Here is a 21,465-nt window from a genome sequence, read left to right as displayed (position 1 = left end):
TCAAAGCCGCCCCGCATGGGGGCGGCTGCAAGACGAGCGCTTATTGTTTCGGGGCGGCCTTGCTTTCATAGCGGCTGGACCATTCCTTCAAGATGGCGTCGCGGTTCTGGGCGGCCCAGCCAAAGTTGTTCTTGGACAGACGCTGCGAGTAATCCACCGGAATGAACGGGTTCTGCTTGGCCACGCCCGGCATAGCCAGCACGGCGTAGTTCTGCTCGTACAGCTTCATCGCCGGCAGGCTGACGGAGAAATCGGCCAGTTTTCTGGCTGCGGCCAGGTTCTTGGTGCCCTTGATGATGGCGGTGGCTTCCAGATCCCACCCCAGGCCTTCCTTGGGATAGATCAGGTCGATAGGCGCGCCTTTTTCCTTCAACTGCGCGCCGCGGTATTCAAAAGAAATCCCGATCGGGTACTCGCCGGCGGCGGCCATCTTGCACGGTTTGGAGCCGGAGTGGACGTACTGCGCCATATTGACGTGCAGCTTGTCCATATACTCCCAGCCCTTCTTCTCGCCCATCATCTGCAGCCAGGCGGAAACATCCAGATAGCCGGTGCCGGACGAAGCCGGATGCGGCATGACGATCTGGCCCTTGTAGGCAGGCTTGGTCAGGTCCGCCCAGCTTTCCGGCTTGGGCAGATTCTTCTTGGCGGCTTCGACGGTATTGAAGCAGATGGTGGCGGCCCATACGTCCATGCCGGTCCACTTCGGCGGCTTGGCCTTGTCGACGAACTGCGGGCTCAGCTTCTCCACGCCCTTGGGCGCGTAGGCTTGCAGCATGCCTTGCTGATCCAGGATCATCAGGCTGGTGGCGGCCAGGCCCCACACCGCATCGGCCTGCGGATTGTTCTTTTCCGACAACAGCTTGGCCGTGATCACGCCGGTGGACTCGCGCACCCAACGGATTTCAATGTCCGGGTTGGCCTTTTCGAACGCGTCTTTGTAGTCCTTGACCTGATCCGCTTCCAGCGCGGTGTAAACCGTCAATACCGTCTTGGCCTGGGCCTGCGGGGCAAACAGGCCGCTCAGGGCCAGACAGGTTGCTACAGCCATCAGCTTCTTCATCGACAACGCTCCTTTGTTTAGACGTATAGACAACTATCCATACACCGGCCCACTAAGAAAACTGCGGCTACTATGCCGATCTGCAATGACAGGTCCGTGAACGGAAGATGAAGTTTGTTTTGCCCAACTAGACCCATGCGCCGCAACATTCTTACGCGCAAACGCATTACGCAGAAATATCTATATTGACAATCAAGATAGCGCCAAGGGTTTGATCTAGAAATGCCAGGCAACCTCGGAAAGGACAACATGGCCGCACGCTGTCCGCCACGCGAATCCCTGCCGCTTCAAGGGCAAGCGCCTCAGGGCCATCCTCAGTTTCCTCGGCGCGGCCCTGCCCTGCGCCTGGAAGGCGTTTGATTGATGTCGCTCCGGCTCAAGACCATACTGGGTATCGCGCTGATCGAAATGATCTTGCTGGGCATGCTGCTGCATTTCAGCCTGGGTTTGCCGCATGACGCGGATGCCGCCGGGCTGCTAATAGGACGATGGCTGGCTTGGGCCGCGTTGCTGTTCTCGGCGCTGATTTCATTGCTGCTCGGCGTCTACCTGACCCGCCATTTGAACGTTCTGCGGCAGGCCGCGCAGAAGATCGCCGGCAGCGAGTGGGGGTGCCAGATCCCGGTTTCAGGCAAGGATGAGCTGGCGCTCACCATCTCCCTATTCAACCAGATGTCGCGCCGGCTGGCGGAGGAGCATGGCCGGAAGGAAGATGCCTTGCGCCAGGCTGCTCGGTCAACCGAACGCCTGCGGCAGCAGGATCGCTTGCTTGATGCCATCAACTACCTGCAAAGCCTATTCATAGGCAAGGCCGATCCAGAAACCATGTTCGGCTACGCCCGCGACATCCTCCTGCCATGGTTTGGCGCGGAGGACGGCTTCTTGTGCGAGGTGCGCAATGCGTCGAGCAAGCCGCAGTTTCGTCCGCTCACGCAGGCGCGGCATCCGCAGCAGCGGATGGATACTGCCTCCCTGCTCGACATCTGCCTGTACCGCCAACAAGATTGCCTGCTGGGCTTGCAGCAAAGCACCAGCGCGACGCTGTGCGAGAACAGCCACTTCCTGAGCATTCCCATTCCGCTGGCCTCTCGCGTCGTCGGCACTTTCACCGTGTTTTTTCCCTATCCCGTCACGCCCGAGCGCGGCAACGACATGCCACACCCCTTGCTGAACACGCTGGGCCAACTGATCCTGGCCAACCAGGATCTGCAGATGCTGGAACAGGCACAGTTGCAGCTGTCGCGGCAACAAATGCACCTGTCGTCGGTCATCGAAACCTCGATCGACGGCATCGCGACGCTGGACATCCTTGGCATCGTCGCCAGCGCCAATGCGGTGGCGGAGCGGATGTTCCAGCTGCCGCGCGGCGGCATGGTGGGCATGGCAATTCAGGAGTTGATAGCCCAAGACGGCCAAAACACTGTGCAATCCTTGCTGCACGACAACGGCGTCGCGCTGGGCAGCCTGCTGCAACTCACCGCCATCCGCGCCGACGGCACGACCTTCCCGCTGGAGCTGGCGCTGACCCGCATGCCGGACAACGGCGACGCCTGTTTCAACCTGACCCTGCGCGACATTTCGGCCCGCCGCGCCGCAGAACAGGAACTGCAGCGCGCTAAAGAGCAGGCCGATGCCGCCAGCCAAGCCAAGAGCGCCTTCCTCGCCACCATCAGCCACGAGATACGCACGCCGATGAACGGCGTGCTGGGCATGCTGGAACTGCTGCGGATGAGCGAACTGGACGCGGAGCAGCGGGACACGCTGGACACCGCGCTGGATTCGGCCAGCACCTTGCTGCGGCTGATCGACGACATCCTCGATTTTTCTAAAATCGAGGCCGATCAGCTGGAACTGGTCAAAACGCCCACCGCCATCCGGTCCTTGCTACAGCGTCTGCTCAGCCTATATGGCCGCTCTGCGGAACAGAAAAACCTGCGCTTCGATCTGGAGATCGATCCAAGACTGGCGCCGACGCTGCTGCTGGATCCGCTACGGCTGCGGCAGATCCTGCAAAATTTTCTCAGCAACGCGGTAAAGTTCACCGCCACCGGCAGCATCACGTTGCGAGTGTCGGTGCGGCAAGAAGCCGGCGACAGGCAAACGCTGTCTTTCGATGTCATCGATACCGGCATAGGCATCGCGCCGGACAAACTGGAAAAGCTATTCCAGCCTTTTACCCAGGGCGATTCGCATACAACCCGCCGCTACGGCGGCGCCGGCTTGGGGCTGGCCATCTGCCGCCGCCTGGCCGTCCTGATGGGCGGCGAGGTGCTGCTGCGCAGCGAGCCTGGCCGCGGCACACAAGCGACCCTCCTTCTCGCCGCCGAGGCTGTCGACATGCCGGAACCGGCGGCCGACGAGCAGGAAAAAACCGCGCGCGTCAGCGACCCGTCGGAACGCATCCTGCTGGTGGAAGACAATCCCACCAATCTGAAGCTGGCGATACGCCAGCTGGAAAAACTCGGCTACCACCCCGATACCGCCGAGGACGGGCAGCAAGCCTTCGAAAAATGGCGGCACGACGCATACCACTTGGTATTGACCGACTGCCTGATGCCGAATATCAGCGGCTATGAATTGGCGCGGCTGATCCGCAGCTACGAAGCCGAGCATCCATCGCGCAGGCGCACCCTCATCATCGCCTGCACGGCCGGCGCCACGCCTGAAGAATTGCAAAAGATCCGCGACTCCGGCATGGACGACTGCCTGGTCAAACCGCTTGCGCTGGATGCTTTGGCCTGCATGCTGGAAAACTGGCTGAAAAAACCGTCGCCCACGGCATCGGACGCGACGCCTCACGCCACCGCTGGACAGGAATACCACGCTCCGGTCGATCTGTTTGTGCTCATCATGCAGAGCCGCGGCAATCTCAAAACAGAAAATGATCTGCTAGCCGACTTTCTAAAAGAGGCCAGACGCCATCTCGCCCGCATCCGCGACGCCATCATCAGCGACAATATGCAGCACATCGCCGCCGCCCGCGATCTGTCCGCCGCGGCAAAGCAGATAGGCGCCCGGGATATCGCCGCAACCGCAGAACACATGGAACAGGCGGCCAGCGCCCTGCGCTCCGAGGCGGCGCCGAGACTGATGCTGCAATTGGAGGCAAACTGCCAGGAGGTGGAACAATGGCACGCGCAACGCGGCGCCCCCAAGGCCTTGAATCTGGAATGACGGCGCGGCGCTCGCGGGATTGGCTAACATTGGAAAACCCAGCGTCCGATAGGTTCAGATGAATATTCGCCCCCTTCTAGACAGCATCGTCACCCGGCTGCTCGCGCTTGCCCTGTTGATCGTCCTCACCGGGTCGCTGACGCGCTACTATGCCTTGAGCGCTTTCCTGCGCGAAGACCTTGGCAAGGTGGTGGAGGCGCAGCAGCTGGCGCTAGCCAATTACGTCGCCCATGACATCGATGAAAAGGTGACGCAGCGCGAAATGCTGCTGAACCGGCTGGCCCGCGACGTGCCCCGCCCCTTGCTGAAGGATCCGGCTCGCTTGGAACAATGGCTGCGTGGGCATTACGACTACCAGCCGCTGTTCTCCATCGGCATGCTGGTGCTAGGACTGGATGGCATGGCGATCGCGGACTACCCCATTGCGCCGGGCCGCCGGCAAATTTCGTTTGCCGATCGAGATTACTTCCACGCCGCGCTGTCCGGACGGTCCTACATCGGCAAGGCAACTATCGGCCGCGCAACCAAGGTGCCGGTTTTGCCGATGAGCGTCCCCATCCGGGGGGCAGATGGCCGCGTCCAGGGTGTGCTGGTAGGCGTCACCGCGCTGGGCGCGCCAGGCTTTCTGGAGCTGATGCAGCATAGCCGCATCGGCAACCATCAAGACAGCTTCCTGCTGATTTCCCTGCGCGACGGTCAATTCGTCGCCGCCTCGGAACCGGACATGATCCTGAAAGCGCTTCCGCCGCCCGGCGCCAATCCGCTGCACGACAAGGCCATGAGCGGCTGGCGCGGCGCCGGCATCACCATCAACGCCAAGGGCGTGGAGGAAGTCTGCGGCGTCGCCTCTGTGCCCAGCACCGGCTGGTTCGTCGTGGCGCGGATTCCCAGCAAAGAGGCCTTCGCCACCGTGGATAGGGTCAAGCAATTCACGCTGCGCAATACCTTGCTCGCGCTGGGCGTATTCACCCTCATAACGTGCTGCGGCATGTACATCGTGCTGCGTCCGCTTTTCGTGACCGCCCGCCACGCCGACCGGATGACTCGCGGCGAGCTGCCGCTGGAGCCGCTGCCTATCCACCGCAACGACGAAGTGGGCCACCTGATCTCCGCTTTCAACCGCCTGCTGCACAAACTCGACCGCCATCAGGTGGAGCTGGCCAGGCTAGCCCACCACGATCCCTTGACCGGGCTGCCCAATCGCGCGCTGCTGACCGACCGCCTGCAAGTGGCCCAGGCCCAGGCCAAACGCAAAGGCAACGCGCTGGCCTTGCTGTTCATGGACTTGGACGGCTTCAAAACCATCAACGACAAGCATGGCCACAAGGCTGGGGACAAGGTGCTGTGGCTGGTGGCGCAGCGGCTGTCGGCGATTGTGCGACAGACCGATACGCTGGCGCGCATCGGCGGCGATGAATTCGTGCTGCTGTTGAGCGACCTGGATGATAATGCCGAAGACATAGCTCGCACCGTGGCGGCAAAGTGTCTGGAAGCCTTCGCCGAGCCATTCCCGGCCGGCGGGGCCGATTGCGCGCTGGGCATCTCCATCGGCATCGCCATCGGCAGCGGCTTGAGCACGCCGGACCAGTTGCTGCAGGCGGCGGACCAGGCCATGTACCGGGTCAAGAAAACCGGCCGCAGCGGCAGCGAAACCATACGCGTGTAGCCGGCGCTTGCCCATCGTCATATTTCCGACGCAGTCCCGACCAACCACTACAGTTTTCCAATCCGCGAGAGCGCCCCGATGAGGTTACTGCAAACAATCAAGGTAGGTCCCCGACTCGCCGTCTCCTTCATGGTACTGCTGGCTTTTTTGCTGGCGATTGCCGCCAGCGTGTGGGGCGGGCTGGCCCGCATCGAACAGTCCACCCGCGTCATCGTCAGCGAAGACGCCAGTAAGCAACAGGCGGCGGCGGACCTGGACCGCTATTCGCAAAGCGCCGCGCTGCTGCTGCTGCAAATTGTATCCACACCGGAACAATCGCAGCGCGTGCCGCTATACGCGGCGATGGACGACGCCAACCGCAAAAGCAAGGACGCGCTGCAAAGACTGCAGGCGCTGCCATGGAGCGCGGAACAGGCCGGCGCCCTGCAAAAGCTGGCCGATCTGCGCGCGGCTTACGCCAAGGCCTTCGGCGACACGGTGGACCTGGTGGAGGCCAATGACCCGACCGCCCTGGCCAAGCAATACGGCAACCAGACGCGGCCGGCGCTGCAGGCGCTGCTCAGCGCCACCGCCGACCTGGCGGCCACGCAGCAAAAACACATGAATGCGGAAATGGCCGATGTGCTGTCGCTGATGGGCGCCACCCGCGGCCTGCTGCTGGGATGCTGCGTCGCCGCCGCGCTGGCGGGCTTGTTGCTCGCCTGGAGCGTCACCCGCAGCATCACCCGGCCGCTGGCGCACAGCGTGGCGGTATTGGGGCTGATGGAGCAAGGCGACCTGCGCGGCGAAGTCCGCGCCGCCGGCAATGACGAAACGGCGCAGATGCTGCGTCGGATGGGCCGCATGCAAACGGAGTTGGCCACCCTGGTGCGCGAGCTGCGCGCCTCGGCCGATGTGGTGGCGGACACTGCCTGCTCCACCCGCGGCAGCGCAGCGGAAGTGGCCGGCGGCGTGGAGCGCCAGCAATTGGAGATCCATCAGATCAACGGCGTCGTCGGCGCCTTCGCCGCCAAGCTGGACCGCGCCGCCGCCACCGCAGATCAGGCCAGACAGCAAGCCCGCAAGGCCGCCGAACTGGCGGACCGCGGGCAAAGCCTGATTGAAACCGCATCGCGCGAAATCAGCCTGATTGCCGAACAGATCCAGGGCAGCGCCGAGTCGGTGGATGCGCTGCGCCAGCGCGCCAATTCGATGCACGACATGATTGAGTCGGTGACCGACATCGCCGAGCAAACCAATATGCTGGCGCTGAACGCCGCCATCGAGGCCGCCCGCGCCGGCGAAATGGGCCGCGGCTTCGCCGTGGTGGCGGACGAGGTGCGCAATCTGGCCGGGCGCACCGCCCAGGCCACGCGTGAAATCAATCATGTGATCGCCGCGATGGACAGCCAGACGTCCGAGGCGATGGCGCGCATCCAACAAGGGCACCGCGAGATGGCGCGCGGCGTGGCGCTGATCAGCGAGATCGTCCAACCGTTGACCGAGTTGAAACTCGGCGCCACCGCCACGGTGGGCGAGTTGGATCGGCTGGCCGTCGATATCGAGGAACAAGTGCGGGAAAGCCAGGCCATCGCCGGCAGCGTGTCGAAAATCGCCCGCTCGGCCGACGAAAGCCTCAAAGCCAGCCAGGATGCCAGTCTCAGCAGCGGCCGGCTGCAGGAAGTCAGCGCCACGCTGCAAACGCAGATGCGGCGCTTCGTGGTGGACAACTGATCAGGCCGGCTGGCGCGCCAGCAGGGCCAGCAAACGCGCGCCGGCCTCGGCCAACTCGCCGTCGTTCCACAGCACCTCGCATTCGGGAGGCGGCGCGAAGCTGCCCGCCTCCACCAGCCGGCGAGCGATTTCCGCGGCGGACTCCCGGCCGCGCCCGGCCAAGCGCGCCGCCAACACTTCCGGACTGGCGGTGATCCATAGCGGACGCAAGGTGGGGAAACGCTGCGCCGCCAGCGGCAGCATAGAACGCGAACCGTTGACCACGACATCCAAGCCCTGGGCCAGCCACATCGCCACCTCCACGCCCAGTCCATAAGCCAAGCCATGCCGCCGCCAGCACAGGGCGAAACAGCCGCTCGCCTCGCGCGCGGCAAATTCCTCGGCGCTCAGCGCCACGTGATTCTCGCCGCCGGCATCGGCCGGCCGGGTAATGTAGCGGTGGGCGAACATCACGCCCGCGCCTGGCGGCAAATGCTGTCGCGCATAAGACAGCAGGCTGTCCTTGCCCGCGCCGGACGGGCCGATCACATACCACAGCGTCCCCGGCTCAATCGCCATAACGCGTCACCTCGCCGTCAAAACCGCAGTAAGCCAGATAATAGAAGGGGCCGCCCTGCTCGCGCTCAACAAACACGGCGATGCCATCGACCGTATGCGCGTTCAAAACGCCGGCGAAATGGCGGCGCGCGCCCTGCTCCAAAGCCTTGGCCTGCGGCGATTCCCTGGGCAGCGTGTCCGATAGCGTCATGTGGAAGCGGAACTGTTCGAACACATAGGGATAGCCCCAGCGCCGATACAGCGCTTGCTGCCGCGGGTCCAGACCCGCGCGCGGCTTGAGCGGCGCGCCGCGGTCCGCCAAGGGTTCCAGCGCCACGGTGCAGGCCGCGGCCAGCTCGTCCAGTTCAGGCACCACGCCCACAGGGCGCAATGCCAGGAAACTATCCAGCCAATCCACTTGCAGACTCAACGCAAACGGCCGGAACGTGGCGGCCAACTCGGCCACATGCCGCAGCAGCACGTCTGCCCGGACATCGATCCGTAGCGGAAACGGCGCTTTCAAGGTGGCGTGCCAGCCATAGCGGGCGGCATCCCGGGTCAGCGTCGCCAAAACGCCGGCATCGATGCCGTCGATCTCAGGCTGCGCCAGCGCCTTGCCGCTGGCGGCATCGCCGCCCAGCCACTGGCAACCGGCGCGCCACAGCGGGCTGCCGGGTTTGGGCGCGTAATACACGGCGTAGCGCATCACTCCTGCTCCATCACCAGTTGCACCAGGTCGCCGTTGAAGCAGGTGACGCCGTATTGCACCGGCGCGCCGGCAGGATCGACGTTCAGCGATTTGACGTGCAGCACCGGCCGGTTCTTCGGGATGCCCAGATAATCCACCGTCTCCGCGTCCGGCAAGCGCGCGGTGACGCGAGTAAAGCGGCGGGTGTAATCGGGCACGCCGCACTCGTCCAGCGCGCGCGTCACCGAGCGGTGCCGCAGATAAGCCTGCGGCAAGTCCGGAAAGCGCGCGGCAGGGAAGAACATGATCGCGTAGTCCACCACCCGCTCTTCCACCCGGCTCAGTGTCTTGATCCGGTACAGCTTGTCGCCAACGGCGACCTGCAGCAGTTCGGCCAGCTCGGCATTGGCCGGCACCGTGTCGCTGTTCAGGATGTCGATGTCGGAGTTGAGATTCTGCCGCGCCATATTCTGCGAAAAACGCGTGCGCTTGCTGATGGCGTAGTCGATGGCGTTGTCCTGCACGAAAGTGCCGCGGCCCTGCTCCACTCGCAACAGGCCGCGCTCCACCAGCGTCGCCACCGCGCGGCGTATGGTGTGGCGGTTGACGGCGAATCGTTCCGCCAGTTGCAGCTCGGTAGGCAGCTGCTGGCCAGCCTGCAATACGCCGCCGGCGATGTCCGCCGCCAGCGTTTCTTCTATCTGTCGCCACACGGCGACGCCGGAACCTCTTTCTATCATTCCTATCCTTCCTATCCCTTAGCGTTTCTTAAACGACGTTTTCGCCTGGATCTGCAAATAGCAAACACGGGGGCCGACGCACCCAGGTCCCTTCAAGCCTGCCGTCGGGTGGCAGGCCCGAGGTTTTAAGCGGCTGCCTGTTTGAGCGATTTGACGTTAGCAAATCGCGAGTTCAGCCGCGCCTCGGGCCTGACGGGTCCCGGCGGGAAGCCGCAGGCCAGGCTTGCAGGGTGGCTTTTAGGGGTGGAGGGGATATTTGGCCACACAAATATCCCCTCCCTGCCAGCCGGGCAGCCCCGGCTATGAAAAGCATCATCCGCGCAGCGGATTCAAAAAACATGTTGATCACAGAGCGCTAAAGCAATCGTCTGCATCCGCCTTGAAAACGTCACAAAATCTTCATCGCCGCATGCTGTTAATCCATTCCATGCTGCCATTATCATGGATACGTCTATACGTTTATATGAATTTTTCTTGAACCATGAGGCAGATGATGGACACCTCCACCCGACAGCGCTGGCTCGCGTTGCTGGCCAACAGCCCAATCGATCGACTGCTGGAACTGTTGCCGCCGGCGCTGCCCGCCGCGCCGCGCTGGCTGCGCCGCGCCGAAACCGGCTTGATGATGCTGCAGGGCCGCAGCGGCGGCAGCGGCGCCCGCTTCAATCTGGGCGAAATCAGCGTCAGCCGCGCCAGTTGCCAGATAGGCGATCACGTCGGCCACGGCTGGGTGCGCGGCGGCGATGGCCGCCATGCCGAGCTGATCGCCCAGGCCGACGCGCTGCTGCAAGACCCGGCGCGCCACGGCGAACGGATGGCTTTGTGGATCGCGCCGCTGGAGGTGGAACTGGCCGAACGCCGCGCCGCCCGCTCGCGCGAAGCCGCCGCCAGCAAGGTCGAGTTTTTCACCATGGTGCGGGGGGAATGACCATGCGCAGCGCTTTTGCCCAGTCAGTGGACGACGCCCAGCAGACTTTCCGCGCCGTATTGAGCGCGATGGCCGAACCCTTGTCGCCGCGCGTGTTGCCGGCACTGCCGCCGGCCCTGCCAGAGCTGAAGGCCGCCACCGCAGCCCTGCTCTACACCCTGGCCGATCAGGACGTGCGCGTCTGGTTGCCGGCGCTGCCGGACGACACCGTCGCCAGCCTGCGCTTCCATACCGGGATGCGGCTGACCGACTTGCCGGAAGAAGCCGACTTCATCGTGCTGACTGGCAACATGCCCTTGCCCGATCTGATGAGCCTGAAGGCCGGCAGCGCCGAATACCCGGACCGCTCGGCCACGCTGTTGATCGAAGTGGATGACTTCAGCGCCGAGCAGGTCGAAGGCAGCGGCCCCGGCTTCGCCGCGCCGCGCCGCTTCGGCGCCGCCGGCCTGCCCCAAGGCTTCTGGCGCGCGTGGCAAGTCAACCACGCCCGCTTCCCGCTGGGCGTAGACGCCGTGCTGATTTCCGATACCGACGTCGCCGGCCTGCCGCGCAGCGTCCGCATCCGGGAGGGTTGAAATGTATGTAGCCGTCAAAGGCGGGGAAACCGCCATCGCCCGCTCCTGGGACCTGCTGGCCGCCGCGCGCCGCGGCGATGCCGACGTGCCGGAGCTCAGCATCGATCAAATCCGCCAGCAGTTGCGCCTGGCCGTGGCCCGCGTGATGCAGGAAGGCTCGCTGTACGACGAGGAGCTGGCCGCGCTGGCGCTAAAACAGGCCAGCGGCGACAGCATAGAAGCCGTGTTCCTGCTGCGCGCCTTCCGCACCACGCTGCCGCGCTTCGGCCAGACGCTGCCGCTCAACACCGCCACGATGCGCGTGCGCCGCCGCGTATCCGGCACCTTCAAGGACGTGCCGGGCGGCCAGATTCTCGGCCCCACCGCCGACTACACCCAGCGGCTGCTGGACTTCGGCCTGACGGCAGCCGCGCCGAAGGTCGAACTGGAACAGGCCGCCGCGCCGCTGCCGGACGCACTGCCCGGCGTGCTGCAGCTGCTGGACCGCGAAGGCTTGATTGAGGCCGACCTGCCGCCGGAAGGCGACCCGGAGCCGGTGGACCTGACGCGCGAGCCGCTGATGTTCCCCGCCGGGCGGCCAGCGCGGCTGCAGAACCTGGCGCGCGGCGACGAGGGCTGGCTATTGGGCCTCGCCTACTCCACCCAGCGCGGCTATGCCGAGAGCCACCCCTTCGCCGGCGAGATCCGCATGGGCGAAGTCAGCGTGATCATCTGCCCGGAAGAGCTGGGCTTCGAGATCGACATCGGCGAAATCACCGTGACCGAATGCCAGATGATCAACCAGTTCGCCGGCAGCAAGAGCGCGCCGCCGCAATTCACCCGCGGCTACGGCCTGAGCTTCGGCGAGGCCGAGCGCAAGGCGATGGCGATGGCGCTGGTGGACCGCAGCCTGCGCGCCGAAGAGCTGGGCGAAGCCGCCCACGCGCCGGCGCAGCAAGCCGAGTTCGCGCTGTGCCACAGCGACAATGTCGAGGCCTCCGGCTTCGTTCAACACCTGAAACTGCCGCATTACGTGGACTTCCAGGCCGAGCTGGCGCTGATCCGCCAGCTGCGCGCCACCGCCCAGGAGAAGACCGATGACTAAGGCCCGCGACGATCGCTACAACTTCGGCTTCCTCGACGAGAACACCAAGCGCATGCTGCGCCGCAGCCTGCTCAAGGCGGTGGCGATCCCCGGCTACCAGGTGCCGTTCGGCAGCCGCGAAATGCCGCTGCCCTACGGCTGGGGCACCGGCGGCATCCAGCTGACGGCCAGCGTGATCGGTCGCGACGACGTGCTGAAAGTGATAGACCAGGGCGCCGACGACACCACCAACGCCGTCAACATTCGCCGCTTCTTCGGCCGCGTGGCCGGCGTCGCCACCACCACTCGCACCGCCGACGCGACGCTGATCCAGACCCGCCACCGCATCCCGGAAACGCCGCTGAAACCGGGCCAGATCCTGATCTTCCAGGTGCCGGAGCCGGAACCGCTGCGCACGCTGGAGCCCAGCGAGGTGGAGACGCGCAAGCTGCACGCGCACCAGGAATACGGGCTGATGCACGTCAAGCTGTACGAGGACATCGCCCGCTTTGGCCATATCGCCACCAGCTACGACTACCCGGTGATGGTCAACGACAGGTATCTGGCCTCGCCGTCGCCGATTCCGAAATTCGACAACCCCAAGCTGGACATGAGCCCGGCCTTGCTGCTGTTCGGCGCTGGCCGCGAGAAGCGCCTGTACGCGATTCCGCCCTACACCAAGGTGGAAAGCCTGGCCTTCGACGATCACCCATTTACGGCCCAAACCTGGGAGCAAGGCTGCGCGCTGTGCGGCTCGCGCACGAGCTACCTGGACGAAATCGTCACCGACGACGCCGGCAGCCGGATGTTCGTCTGCTCCGATACCGACTATTGCCAGCAGCAGCAGGAGGCTTCGCAATGAAGCAGGGAAAAGCATTCAGCGCCGCGAAACACGCGAAATCACACGAAAGCATAGCGGCCTCCACGCACGTCCTCTCGCAATGGGCGGAGACCGCGGATGCATCAGACAACTTTCGCGTTCTTTCGTGGTTTTCGTGGCAAAAGAGGTTTTAACATGAATCAAGCCATCCTCAGCGTCAGCGGGCTAAGCAAGGACTACGGCAACGGCCAGGGCTGCTTCGACGTCAATTTCGAGCTGTACCCTGGCGAGGTGCTGTGCATCGTCGGCGAATCCGGCTCCGGCAAGTCCACGCTGCTGTCCACCCTGGCCGGCCGCCTGGCCGCCGACGCCGGCAGCGTGCGCTTTGCCGACCGCGACGGCGCGGCGCACGAGCTGACCTGCCTGCCCGAGGCCGAGCGCCGCCGGCTGGCGCGCAGCGAATGGGGCTTCGTCACCCAGCACGCCCGCGACGGCCTGCGCATGGGCGTCTCCGCCGGCGCCAACGTCAGCGAGCGGCTGATGGCGCTGGGCCAGCGCCATTACGGCCGGCTGCGGCAAACCGCCGGCGACTGGCTGGAAAAGGTCGAGATAGACCGCGCGCGGCTCGACGACAAGCCTTCGTCTTTTTCCGGCGGCATGCAGCAGCGGCTGCAGATCGCCCGCAATCTGGTCACGCAGCCGCGGCTGGTGTTCATGGACGAGCCGACCGGCGGCCTGGACGTGTCGGTTCAGGCGCGCTTTCTGGACCTGACCCGTCGCCTGGTGCGCGACGCCGGCATCGCCGTGATCATGGTGACGCATGATCTGGGCGTGGCGCGGCTGTTGGCGCAGCGCACGCTGGTGATGCAGAAGGGGCGCGTGGTGGAGGCCGGCCTGACCGACCAGATACTCGACGACCCGCAACACCCGTACAGCCAGTTGCTGGTGTCTTCCATCCTGCAGGCCTGAGATCATGAACACGCTATTGATAGACGCGAAAAACCTGAGCAAGACTTTCACCCTGCACCAGCAAGGCGGCTTGCGGCTGCCCGTGCTGACCGACGTTTCGCTGCAGGCGGCCGCCGGCGAGTGCGTGGCGCTGGCCGGCTCGTCCGGCGCCGGCAAGAGCACGCTGTTGAAGGCGCTGTACGCCAACTATCTGGTGGAGCGCGGCCGCATCGGCGTGTTCCACCAGGGCGAGTGGGTGGACATGGCCCGCGCGCTGCCGCATGAGATCGCCGCCGTGCGCCGCCACACGCTGGGTTATGTCAGCCAGTTCTTGCGGGTGATCCCCCGGGTGTCGGCGCTGGACATCGTGGCCGAACCGCTGCGCGAATGGGGCTCGACTGACGCCGAAGCGCGGCTGGCGGCCGGCGAATGGCTGGCGCGGCTGAACATCGCCGAGCGGCTGTGGAGCCTGCCGCCGGCCACCTTCTCCGGCGGCGAGCAGCAGCGCGTCAACATCGCGCGCGGCATGATCGCGCCGCGGCCGATACTGCTGCTGGACGAGCCGACCGCATCTCTCGACGCCGCCAACCGCGACGTGGTCATACAATTGATGCGCGAAGCGCTGGCCCGCGGCGCGGCGCTGATCGGCATCTTCCACGACGCGCCCACGCGCGACGCCATCGCCACCCGCATTTTCCAGGTTCCCCTGGCGCAACACATGGAAACAGCAGCATGAGACAGATTCTGAACCACGCCCGCATCGTGCTGGCCGACCGCGTCATCGACCACGGCGCGCTGGAAATTGAAGATGGCCGGATAGCCGCCATCCACGAGCAGCCTCTGCCGGATGGCGAAGACCTGGCCGGCGCCCTGCTGCTGCCCGGCCTGGTGGAGATCCATACCGACAATCTGGAAAAACACCTGATGCCGCGCAACGGCGTGCTGTGGCCGATTCTGCCAGCGGTGATCACCCACGACGCGCAATGCGTGGCCGCCGGCATCACCACGGTGCTGGACGCGCTGGCGGTGGGCGATCTGGAGGACGAAAGCGTGCGGCTGGACACCCTGCACAGCTCGTTCGACGCCATCAACCAGGGCATGGACGAAGGCGCGCTGCGCGCGGAACACTTCTTCCACCTGCGCTGCGAATTGGCCTATCCCGATCTGCTGGCCGAACTCGCGCCGCTGATCGCCCACCCGGCGGTGAAGCTGGTATCGGTGATGGACCACACGCCCGGCCAGCGCCAGTACCGCGACCTGGAGCAATACAAAAAATACTACGGCAAGAAAAAGGTAGGCTGGAACGAAGACACCTTCCTCGCCGCGGTGGCCGAACGCAAAACCAAGCAGGCGCAATACGCTGGCCGCCACAAACAGGCGGTAGTGGAGCTGGCTCAGGCGCGCGGCATCGCGCTAGCCAGCCATGACGACACCGACGCCGCCCACATAGACGAAGCGCTGCGCGACGGCGTGGCGATCTCGGAATTTCCCACCACATTGGAAGCGGCCCAAGCCGCCCGCGCGCACGGCCTGCAAACGGTGATGGGCGCGCCCAATGTGGTTCGCGGCGGCTCCCACTCCGGCAATGTGGCGGCATTGGAGCTGGCGCGGGCTGGCCTGCTGGACATTCTGTCGTCTGATTACGTGCCGGCCAGCCTGCTGCACGGCGCCTGGCTGCTGCACGCGCAGGCCGGCTGGAGCCTGCCGCGCGCCGTCGCCGCCGTCAGTCTGAACCCGGCGCGCTCTGTGGGCCTGGCCGATCGCGGCGACATCGCCGTCGGCCAGCGCGCCGATCTGGTGGCCATGATCGTTCATGGCGACGTGCCGCTAGTGCGGCAAGTCTGGAACAGCGGCAGGAGGGTATTCTGATGCGACAAGCGATCGCCAGGTTGCAACAACTGTACCGCGAACACGGCGCGCGCCATTACGGCGAGGCCGTCACCCAGTTCGACCACGCGATCCAGGCCGCCGCGCTGGCGCGCGACGCCGGCTGCGACGACGAACTGACGCTGGCCGCCTTCCTGCACGACGTCGGCCACCTGCTGGAGCACGACGGCGCGCCGGCCATGGGCGGCTATGGCGTGATGGCCCACGACAAGCTGGCGCGCGACTACCTGCTGCAGCTGGGTTTCTCGCCCCGGCTGGCGCGGCTGGTCGGCATGCACGTCGAAGCCAAGCGCTACCTGTGCGCCATCGATCCAGCGTATCTGGCGGCGCTGTCGCCGGCCAGCGCCGCCACGCTGGGCTACCAGGGCGGACCGATGCGCGCGGACGAGGCCGAAGCCTTCTCGCGCCTGCCTGACCTGGCCGACATCCTGGCGCTGAGGAGGCTGGACGAGGCGGCCAAGAACGGCGGCTGGAGCCTGGACGCGGCGGACTGGGTGTGGCCGCTGATGGCCGTGCATCTGTCCAGCAGTCGAGTTTGACTCGGAGCCTGCCGCGACCGCCGGCTCCTTTGGCTACGGCAACCGTGTCTGGATTCGGTCAGGTGGATCGCGATCCGCTAAGGCTGCTGGGCTGCGCGCTTGAACAACGCCATGCCTTCCGACCTCGGCGCGGTCGGCTTGAAGCCGAACTGCGCGTACAAATGCTTGGCGTCGCCGTCGGCGATCAGGCTGATGTAAGCGCTGGTTGGCGCCTCGCGCTCTATGTAGCCCGAAATGGCCGCCATGATGCGCTTGCCCAGTCCCAGGCCCTGATGCGCCGGCAGCACGGCGATGTCCACCACTTGATAGAAACAGCCGCCATCGCCTATCACCCGGCCCATGCCGACGGTTTCGCCGCCACAGCATATCTGCACGGCGAACAGCGTGCCGGCCAAGCCGCGGCGGGCGGCCTCTTCCGTCTTGGGGCTGAGGCCGGATTCGGCGCGCAGGCGGCAGTAGGCTTCCACATCGGGCACGGCCTCGATCAGCTGGTACAGCGGGCTGGCTTCGGCCGCCGGCATAGGCTGCATGGCTTGTTCATTCTCGTCCTGCGTCGGCATTTACTTCGCCGCCGCGTCGCCCGCCACGCAGGTAAAGCTGCTGTAGCTCACCGACTTGACCTTGCCCTGGCCGCAGGTTTTCACGGCCTGATCGGTCATGCGCTGCAATTGCGCCGCGTCGCGGTAACCATCGGTACTGCCGATCACGCAGGCCGACAGGCCCAGCGCGCACACCATTGCCCATGCCAGATGTTTCATCGCATCTCCCACCTAAACAATATGAAATAATGCAAACATCCTAACAGGCAATATCATATCCATCCAGCGCTCTTTCCGCCCGCTCACGCCGCAAGCGTTCCGACAGCAACGGGCCGGAACAGTAGTCCGCCCCCATCTTCAGCGCCAGCTCCAGCATGTTGTCGCAGACGATGTCCTCCACCGCCAGCGCAAAACCCTGCTCCGCCAACTGAGGCATCAGCGCCAGCAACTGGTCGCGCACTTTGGGATACATGATGGCGCGGCCCATGAAGCTGGGCGCCAGCGCCAGCATGTCCGGCTCCAGCCGCCATAGCCGCAGCAGATCCTGGCTGCCGGCGCCGAAGTCGCCCAGGCCAAGCCGATGGCCATGCTGGCGGTAGCGCCGCACCAGGCCCAAACCCAGCTCAGCGGTGCGCTGGTCCAGAAACAGCAGCATAGGCGCCTGGCTGGCCGGGAACTCCAGCGTGTCCAGCAGCCGGGCGGTGAAGTCGACGATGCGGTCGCTGTACGCATGGCAAATGCGCGGATCGACGTCTATGCGCAGTGGCAGATGGCGGCCATTGCGGCCCAGATGGTTCAGCACGTGCAGCACGCGAATCAGCTTGAGCAAAGCGACGGCCTTGGCCTCGCCGTAATTCATCGCGAACAGCCAGTTGGCCGGCAGCGTCTGCCCGAACTGGCCGAAAATGCGCAGCCGCGCCGCGTATTGCAGCAGCTGGCAGCAGCCTGCTCGCAAGCGGGTTTGCGGAATGAAGCCGCTGCACAGCCACCAGCCGTCGAAGCTGGCGAATACCTCCTGCTCGTTCCACTGCAAACGCGCCTGAACCCCTTCCTGCTGCAGCAACTGCTGACAGGCCGCCAGCATGGGAGGAGTGAAACCGGCGGGCAGCGACTTGGCGGGCTTGAATCGTTTCATGACCGTAACCAGGGAGTGGGTTTGGCGCCACTATAGCCCCGGATGTGACAACGTAATATACGATTTGACGATAAGCCTATCGGTTTTTACGAAATGGCCGCTTTTGCATTTTTTTGCATATAGACTGCATATTTTCTTGCTTCCCGCCTCAAGCCAGCCCCGCCTAAAGTGCATATCATCCTTTCGAAAACACCATGGGAACCAACATGCGCCCGCTGCAACGCCTCGCCCTCGCCCTGCTGTTCGCCGGCAGCGCCTCAGCCTTTGCCGACGTCACCCTGCTCAATGTCTCCTACGACCCGACGCGCGAGCTATACCAGGATTTCAACGCCTCCTTCGCCAAATACTGGAAAGCCAAGACTGGCGAAACCGTCACCATCAAACAATCGCATGGCGGCTCCGGCAAGCAGGCGCGCTCGGTCATCGACGGCCTGGACGCCGATGTAGTGACGCTGGCGCTGGCCTACGACATCGATGAAATCTCCAGCCAAGCCAAGTCCATCGCGCCCAACTGGCAGCAGCGCCTGCCCCACAATGCCTCGCCCTACTCGTCCACCATCGTGTTCCTGGTGCGCAAAGGCAATCCCAAGCACATCAATGACTGGAACGATCTGGTCAAATCCGGCGTGGAGGTGGTGACTCCGAATCCGAAGACCGGCGGCGGCGCGCGCTGGAACTATCTGGCGGCCTGGGGTTGCGCGCTGCAACAACCCGGCGGCAACGAGGCCAAGGCGCGCGACTTCGTGAAAAAGCTGTACGGCAACGTGAAGGTGCTGGACTCCGGCGCCCGCGGCTCGCTGATCACCTTTACCCAGCGCGGCATCGGCGACGTGCTGCTGTCGTGGGAAAACGAGGCCTATCTGGCCACCAAGGAGCTGGGGCCGGACAAGTTCGACATCGTCACGCCGTCGGTTTCCATCCTGGCGGAGCCGCCGGTCAGCGTGGTGGACAAGGTGGTGGACAAGCGCGGCACCCGCAAGGTGGCCGAGGCCTATCTGCAATATCTGTACACGCCAGAGGGACAGAACCTGGCCGCCAAGCACTACTACCGCCCGCGCGATCCGCAGGTGGCGGCCAAGTACGCCGGCCAGTTCAGCAAGGTCAAGCTGTTCACCATCGATCAGGTATTCGGCGGCTGGCAGAAGGCGCAGAAAACGCACTTTGCCGACGGCGGCGTGTTCGACCAGATCGTCGCGCGCTGAAACTCCGCGCTATTCAAAACCGCCCGGACGCAACGCCGGGCGGTTTGTTTTGGTTATCCCTGTCGCGTGTACATAAGCAAGCGAATGTGTCCGCTGCGCGGACAATGTTGTAGATGGCGGTTCCGCCCGCCGAACGGGTAAGAGGGCTGTGCGGCCAGCCCTCTTACAACTCCAGGCCGCCCCTACAGGCCGCGATCTCCCGTCCTAAAAGCCGAGGGCAAGGCGCTGGCTAACTCGGCGCGCGCTAACGTCCCGCGCCTCAAACAAAAGCCAGCTTAACACCTTGCCCTCGACTTTTCGGACGGCGCGTCCTGAAAGGGGAATTGGGGTACCTCGCAATCATCGAAACTTCGCGAATCCACACTTCTCCGCTTACGTAAACAAGATCCCCCCATACCCAGCACCCTCCGCCCGTTTTGCATAATATCGAATAAGCATTGAAGAAATACTTATTTTCAGAATAAGAGCCTCGCAGATATCGTTTATTCGGTTATATGAATTGAAATCCACCGATGTCCGCGACGCTCGCTCCTCCATCCCATCCTCCCCGCGTGTTGCCCGGCTTCAGCTTGTCGCTCGGCTTCGCCGTCAGCTACCTGTCGCTGCTGGTGCTGATTCCGCTCAGCGCCGTGGCCCTGCGCGCCGCCGGCCAGCCGCTGGAAAGCTTCTGGCAGGCCGCCGCCTCGCCGCGCGTGCTGGCGTCCTACCGGCTGAGCTTCGGCATGGCCTTGGCCGCCGCCGCCATCAACAGCGTGTTCGGCCTGTTGCTGGCTTGGTCGCTGGTGCGCTACCGCTTCCCCGGCAAGCGGCTGATCGATGCGCTGGTGGACCTGCCTTTCGCGCTGCCGACGGCGGTGGCCGGCATCGCCCTCACCGCGCTGTACGCCGGCAATGGCTGGATGGGCCGGTATCTGGAGCCGCTGGGCGTCAAGGTGGCCTTCGGCCCGCTCGGCGTGCTGGTGGCCTTGGTCTTCATCGGCCTGCCTTTCGTGGTGCGCACGGTGCAGCCGGTGCTGGAAGACCTGGAAACCGAGCTGGAAGAGGCCGCCGCCTGCCTGGGCGCGCGCCGCTGGCAGACTTTTCGCCACGTGATCCTGCCCACGCTGCAGCCGGCCCTGCTCACCGGCTTCGCGCTGGCCTTCGCCCGCGCGGTCGGCGAATACGGCTCGGTGATCTTCATCGCAGGCAATGTGCCCATGGTGTCGGAAATCACGCCCTTGATGATCATCAGCAAGCTGGAGCAGTTCGACTACGCCGGCGCCACCGCCATCGCCAGCGTGATGCTGGCGGCGTCTTTCCTGCTGCTATTGGCGATCAACGGCCTGCAATACTGGAGCGCGCGCCGTCACGGCCGCGCGGGAGGCCGCTGATGGCCGCCGCGCTGTCCAAACTGCATGCCGGCGCGGATAAGGCCGCGCTGCTGGAAAACCGCGCCGCCACCCGCGAATCGGGCGCGGTGAAATGGCTGATCCTGGCGCTGTCGCTGAGTTTCTTCGCGATATTCCTGTTGCTGCCGCTGCTCGTGGTGTTTGTGGAAGCCTTGGCCAAGGGCTGGCAGACCTACCTGTCCGCGCTGGCCGAGCCGGATGCGCTGGCCGCCGTGCGGCTGACCCTGCTGGCCGCCGTGATTTCCGTGCCGCTGAATCTGGTATTCGGCGTCGCCGCCGCCTGGGCGGTTACCCGCTTCGATTTTCGCGGCAAGCAGCTGCTGATCACGCTGATCGATGTGCCGTTTTCGGTATCGCCGGTCGTCGCCGGCCTGGTCTTCGTGCTGGTGTTCGGCCAGCGCGGTTGGCTGGGGCCCTGGTTGGCCGAGCATGGTTTCAAGATCATTTTCTCGGTGCCCGGCATCGTGCTGGCCACGCTGTTCGTCACCGTGCCCTTCGTCGCCCGCGAGCTGATCCCGCTGCTGGAAGCGCAAGGCCGCGAAGAAGAGGAAGCGGCCGTGGTGCTGGGCGCGCGCGGCTGGCAGGTGCTGTGGCACGTCACCCTGCCCAATGTGCGCTGGGCGCTTTTGTACGGCGTCATCCTCAGCAACGCGCGGGCGATGGGCGAATTCGGCGCGGTATCCGTGGTGTCCGGCCACATCCGCGGCGAAACCAATACCCTGCCCTTGCACGTGGAAATCCTCTACAACGAGTACAATTTCGCTGCGGCCTTCGCCGTGGCGTCCCTGCTGGCCTTGCTGGCCCTGGTCACGCTGGCGCTGAAGAGCTGGGTGGAATGGCGCGGCGTCAAGGAAAACTGA

Annotated in this window: 21 protein-coding genes; 14 read left to right on the top strand and 7 right to left on the bottom strand. The window is 64.7% G+C overall.

The window, feature by feature from the left end; genetic code table 11:
- Positions 1–40: 40 nt before the first annotated feature.
- Positions 41–1,063 (bottom strand): putative 2-aminoethylphosphonate ABC transporter substrate-binding protein, encoded by a 1,023-nt coding sequence (locus tag BI343_RS19040; RefSeq protein ID WP_071110924.1) that lies wholly within the window; start codon positions 1,061–1,063, stop codon positions 41–43.
- A gap of 363 nt (positions 1,064–1,426) precedes the next feature.
- On the opposite strand from BI343_RS19040, the gene BI343_RS19035 reads away from it, so the two are divergent.
- The 3 genes from BI343_RS19035 (at position 1,427) to BI343_RS19025 (ending at position 7,616) form a co-directional block, all read left to right on the top strand.
- Positions 1,427–4,237 (top strand): ATP-binding protein, encoded by a 2,811-nt coding sequence (locus BI343_RS19035; protein WP_071110923.1) that lies wholly within the window; start codon positions 1,427–1,429, stop codon positions 4,235–4,237.
- Between the two features lie 58 nt (positions 4,238–4,295).
- Positions 4,296–5,903: a GGDEF domain-containing protein gene (locus BI343_RS19030; RefSeq protein WP_071110922.1), complete on the top strand. Its 1,608-nt coding sequence runs from the start codon at positions 4,296–4,298 to the stop codon at positions 5,901–5,903.
- A 78-nt stretch (positions 5,904–5,981) separates the two neighbouring features.
- A complete protein-coding gene (locus BI343_RS19025; protein ID WP_083341079.1) occupies positions 5,982–7,616 on the top strand; it encodes a methyl-accepting chemotaxis protein in 1,635 nt (544 codons plus the stop codon).
- Here BI343_RS19025 and phnN read toward each other — a convergent pair whose 3' ends face one another.
- Genes phnN through phnF form a run of 3 tightly spaced genes read right to left on the bottom strand, consistent with a single transcriptional unit; the run spans position 7,617 to position 9,581 of the window.
- Complete coding sequence (phnN, locus tag BI343_RS19020) at positions 7,617–8,174, bottom strand: phosphonate metabolism protein/1,5-bisphosphokinase (PRPP-forming) PhnN (RefSeq protein WP_071110920.1); 558 nt, start codon at positions 8,172–8,174, stop codon at positions 7,617–7,619.
- Positions 8,164–8,859, bottom strand: a complete 696-nt coding sequence (locus BI343_RS19015; protein WP_071110919.1) for a DUF1045 domain-containing protein — start codon at positions 8,857–8,859, stop codon at positions 8,164–8,166. The genes phnN and BI343_RS19015 overlap by 11 nt, the downstream gene beginning before the upstream one ends.
- Positions 8,859–9,581: a phosphonate metabolism transcriptional regulator PhnF gene (phnF, locus tag BI343_RS19010; RefSeq protein ID WP_071110918.1), complete on the bottom strand. Its 723-nt coding sequence runs from the start codon at positions 9,579–9,581 to the stop codon at positions 8,859–8,861. Before phnF ends, BI343_RS19015 begins: the two co-directional genes overlap by 1 nt.
- 493 nt (positions 9,582–10,074) lie before the next feature.
- On the opposite strand from phnF, the gene phnG reads away from it, so the two are divergent.
- The 8 genes from phnG (at position 10,075) to BI343_RS18970 (ending at position 16,341) form a co-directional block, all read left to right on the top strand.
- Positions 10,075–10,509 (top strand): phosphonate C-P lyase system protein PhnG, encoded by a 435-nt coding sequence (phnG, locus tag BI343_RS19005; protein WP_071110939.1) that lies wholly within the window; start codon positions 10,075–10,077, stop codon positions 10,507–10,509.
- A 2-nt stretch (positions 10,510–10,511) separates the two neighbouring features.
- Entirely contained in the window at positions 10,512–11,084 is a 573-nt protein-coding gene (gene phnH, locus BI343_RS19000) for a phosphonate C-P lyase system protein PhnH (protein WP_169829049.1), read from the top strand.
- A gap of 1 nt (position 11,085) precedes the next feature.
- Positions 11,086–12,168 (top strand): carbon-phosphorus lyase complex subunit, encoded by a 1,083-nt coding sequence (locus BI343_RS18995; protein WP_071110916.1) that lies wholly within the window; start codon positions 11,086–11,088, stop codon positions 12,166–12,168.
- Positions 12,161–13,009 carry an alpha-D-ribose 1-methylphosphonate 5-phosphate C-P-lyase PhnJ gene (locus tag BI343_RS18990; protein WP_071110915.1) on the top strand — a complete coding sequence of 283 codons (849 nt, stop codon included), beginning with the start codon at positions 12,161–12,163 and terminating at the stop codon, positions 13,007–13,009. Before BI343_RS18995 ends, BI343_RS18990 begins: the two co-directional genes overlap by 8 nt.
- A gap of 153 nt (positions 13,010–13,162) precedes the next feature.
- Positions 13,163–13,936 (top strand): phosphonate C-P lyase system protein PhnK, encoded by a 774-nt coding sequence (gene phnK / locus BI343_RS18985; protein WP_071110914.1) that lies wholly within the window; start codon positions 13,163–13,165, stop codon positions 13,934–13,936.
- Positions 13,937–13,940: 4 nt separating this feature from the next.
- The gene (gene phnL / locus BI343_RS18980; RefSeq protein ID WP_071110913.1) at positions 13,941–14,651 is read left to right on the top strand and encodes a phosphonate C-P lyase system protein PhnL; all 711 of its coding nucleotides are present in this window, start codon (positions 13,941–13,943) and stop codon (positions 14,649–14,651) included.
- Positions 14,648–15,784: an alpha-D-ribose 1-methylphosphonate 5-triphosphate diphosphatase gene (locus tag BI343_RS18975; protein WP_071110912.1), complete on the top strand. Its 1,137-nt coding sequence runs from the start codon at positions 14,648–14,650 to the stop codon at positions 15,782–15,784. The genes phnL and BI343_RS18975 overlap by 4 nt, the downstream gene beginning before the upstream one ends.
- Positions 15,784–16,341, top strand: coding sequence for a phosphonate degradation HD-domain oxygenase (locus BI343_RS18970; RefSeq protein WP_071110911.1), 558 nt, complete (start codon positions 15,784–15,786; stop codon positions 16,339–16,341). Before BI343_RS18975 ends, BI343_RS18970 begins: the two co-directional genes overlap by 1 nt.
- Positions 16,342–16,418: 77 nt before the next feature.
- Here BI343_RS18970 and BI343_RS18965 read toward each other — a convergent pair whose 3' ends face one another.
- From BI343_RS18965 to BI343_RS18960, 3 genes are read right to left on the bottom strand one after another with little or no spacing between them, the layout of a single operon-like run.
- The gene (locus BI343_RS18965; protein ID WP_244886695.1) at positions 16,419–16,901 is read right to left on the bottom strand and encodes a GNAT family N-acetyltransferase; all 483 of its coding nucleotides are present in this window, start codon (positions 16,899–16,901) and stop codon (positions 16,419–16,421) included.
- Positions 16,902–17,099 (bottom strand): hypothetical protein, encoded by a 198-nt coding sequence (locus BI343_RS19895; RefSeq protein WP_139165792.1) that lies wholly within the window; start codon positions 17,097–17,099, stop codon positions 16,902–16,904.
- Between the two features lie 40 nt (positions 17,100–17,139).
- Positions 17,140–18,015 carry an EAL domain-containing protein gene (locus BI343_RS18960; protein WP_071110910.1) on the bottom strand — a complete coding sequence of 292 codons (876 nt, stop codon included), beginning with the start codon at positions 18,013–18,015 and terminating at the stop codon, positions 17,140–17,142.
- 206 nt (positions 18,016–18,221) lie between these two features.
- Between BI343_RS18960 and BI343_RS18955 the strand changes: the two genes are divergently transcribed.
- The 3 genes from BI343_RS18955 to cysW all read left to right on the top strand — a co-directional run bounded on the left by BI343_RS18955 (position 18,222) and on the right by cysW (position 21,465).
- The gene (locus tag BI343_RS18955; protein ID WP_244886694.1) at positions 18,222–19,217 is read left to right on the top strand and encodes a sulfate ABC transporter substrate-binding protein; all 996 of its coding nucleotides are present in this window, start codon (positions 18,222–18,224) and stop codon (positions 19,215–19,217) included.
- Between the two features lie 512 nt (positions 19,218–19,729).
- A complete protein-coding gene (cysT, locus tag BI343_RS18950; RefSeq protein WP_071110908.1) occupies positions 19,730–20,587 on the top strand; it encodes a sulfate ABC transporter permease subunit CysT in 858 nt (285 codons plus the stop codon).
- Positions 20,587–21,465, top strand: a complete 879-nt coding sequence (cysW, locus tag BI343_RS18945) for a sulfate ABC transporter permease subunit CysW (RefSeq protein ID WP_071110907.1) — start codon at positions 20,587–20,589, stop codon at positions 21,463–21,465. The genes cysT and cysW overlap by 1 nt, the downstream gene beginning before the upstream one ends.

The sequence above is a fragment of the Chromobacterium amazonense genome, assembly GCF_001855565.1.
Taxonomy (GTDB): Bacteria; Pseudomonadota; Gammaproteobacteria; order Burkholderiales; family Chromobacteriaceae; genus Chromobacterium; species Chromobacterium amazonense.
The sequence above is the reverse complement of the archived record's forward strand: the minus strand, read 5'-3'. Positions and strand labels throughout refer to the sequence as shown.

What these genes read in the sequence shown, in the direction of transcription:
- BI343_RS19040 (WP_071110924.1), bottom strand. Translation starts at nt 1,063, where the DNA reads ATGAAGAAGCTGATGGCTGTAGCAACCTGTCTGGCCCTGAGCGGCCTG.
- BI343_RS19035 (WP_071110923.1), top strand. Translation starts at nt 1,427, where the DNA reads ATGTCGCTCCGGCTCAAGACCATACTGGGTATCGCGCTGATCGAAATG.
- BI343_RS19030 (WP_071110922.1), top strand. Translation starts at nt 4,296, where the DNA reads ATGAATATTCGCCCCCTTCTAGACAGCATCGTCACCCGGCTGCTCGCG.
- BI343_RS19025 (WP_083341079.1), top strand. Translation starts at nt 5,982, where the DNA reads ATGAGGTTACTGCAAACAATCAAGGTAGGTCCCCGACTCGCCGTCTCC.
- phnN (WP_071110920.1), bottom strand. Translation starts at nt 8,174, where the DNA reads ATGGCGATTGAGCCGGGGACGCTGTGGTATGTGATCGGCCCGTCCGGC.
- BI343_RS19015 (WP_071110919.1), bottom strand. Translation starts at nt 8,859, where the DNA reads ATGCGCTACGCCGTGTATTACGCGCCCAAACCCGGCAGCCCGCTGTGG.
- phnF (WP_071110918.1), bottom strand. Translation starts at nt 9,581, where the DNA reads ATGATAGAAAGAGGTTCCGGCGTCGCCGTGTGGCGACAGATAGAAGAA.
- phnG (WP_071110939.1), top strand. Translation starts at nt 10,075, where the DNA reads ATGGACACCTCCACCCGACAGCGCTGGCTCGCGTTGCTGGCCAACAGC.
- phnH (WP_169829049.1), top strand. Translation starts at nt 10,512, where the DNA reads ATGCGCAGCGCTTTTGCCCAGTCAGTGGACGACGCCCAGCAGACTTTC.
- BI343_RS18995 (WP_071110916.1), top strand. Translation starts at nt 11,086, where the DNA reads ATGTATGTAGCCGTCAAAGGCGGGGAAACCGCCATCGCCCGCTCCTGG.
- BI343_RS18990 (WP_071110915.1), top strand. Translation starts at nt 12,161, where the DNA reads ATGACTAAGGCCCGCGACGATCGCTACAACTTCGGCTTCCTCGACGAG.
- phnK (WP_071110914.1), top strand. Translation starts at nt 13,163, where the DNA reads ATGAATCAAGCCATCCTCAGCGTCAGCGGGCTAAGCAAGGACTACGGC.
- phnL (WP_071110913.1), top strand. Translation starts at nt 13,941, where the DNA reads ATGAACACGCTATTGATAGACGCGAAAAACCTGAGCAAGACTTTCACC.
- BI343_RS18975 (WP_071110912.1), top strand. Translation starts at nt 14,648, where the DNA reads ATGAGACAGATTCTGAACCACGCCCGCATCGTGCTGGCCGACCGCGTC.
- BI343_RS18970 (WP_071110911.1), top strand. Translation starts at nt 15,784, where the DNA reads ATGCGACAAGCGATCGCCAGGTTGCAACAACTGTACCGCGAACACGGC.
- BI343_RS18965 (WP_244886695.1), bottom strand. Translation starts at nt 16,901, where the DNA reads ATGCCGACGCAGGACGAGAATGAACAAGCCATGCAGCCTATGCCGGCG.
- BI343_RS19895 (WP_139165792.1), bottom strand. Translation starts at nt 17,099, where the DNA reads ATGAAACATCTGGCATGGGCAATGGTGTGCGCGCTGGGCCTGTCGGCC.
- BI343_RS18960 (WP_071110910.1), bottom strand. Translation starts at nt 18,015, where the DNA reads ATGAAACGATTCAAGCCCGCCAAGTCGCTGCCCGCCGGTTTCACTCCT.
- BI343_RS18955 (WP_244886694.1), top strand. Translation starts at nt 18,222, where the DNA reads ATGCGCCCGCTGCAACGCCTCGCCCTCGCCCTGCTGTTCGCCGGCAGC.
- cysT (WP_071110908.1), top strand. Translation starts at nt 19,730, where the DNA reads ATGTCCGCGACGCTCGCTCCTCCATCCCATCCTCCCCGCGTGTTGCCC.
- cysW (WP_071110907.1), top strand. Translation starts at nt 20,587, where the DNA reads ATGGCCGCCGCGCTGTCCAAACTGCATGCCGGCGCGGATAAGGCCGCG.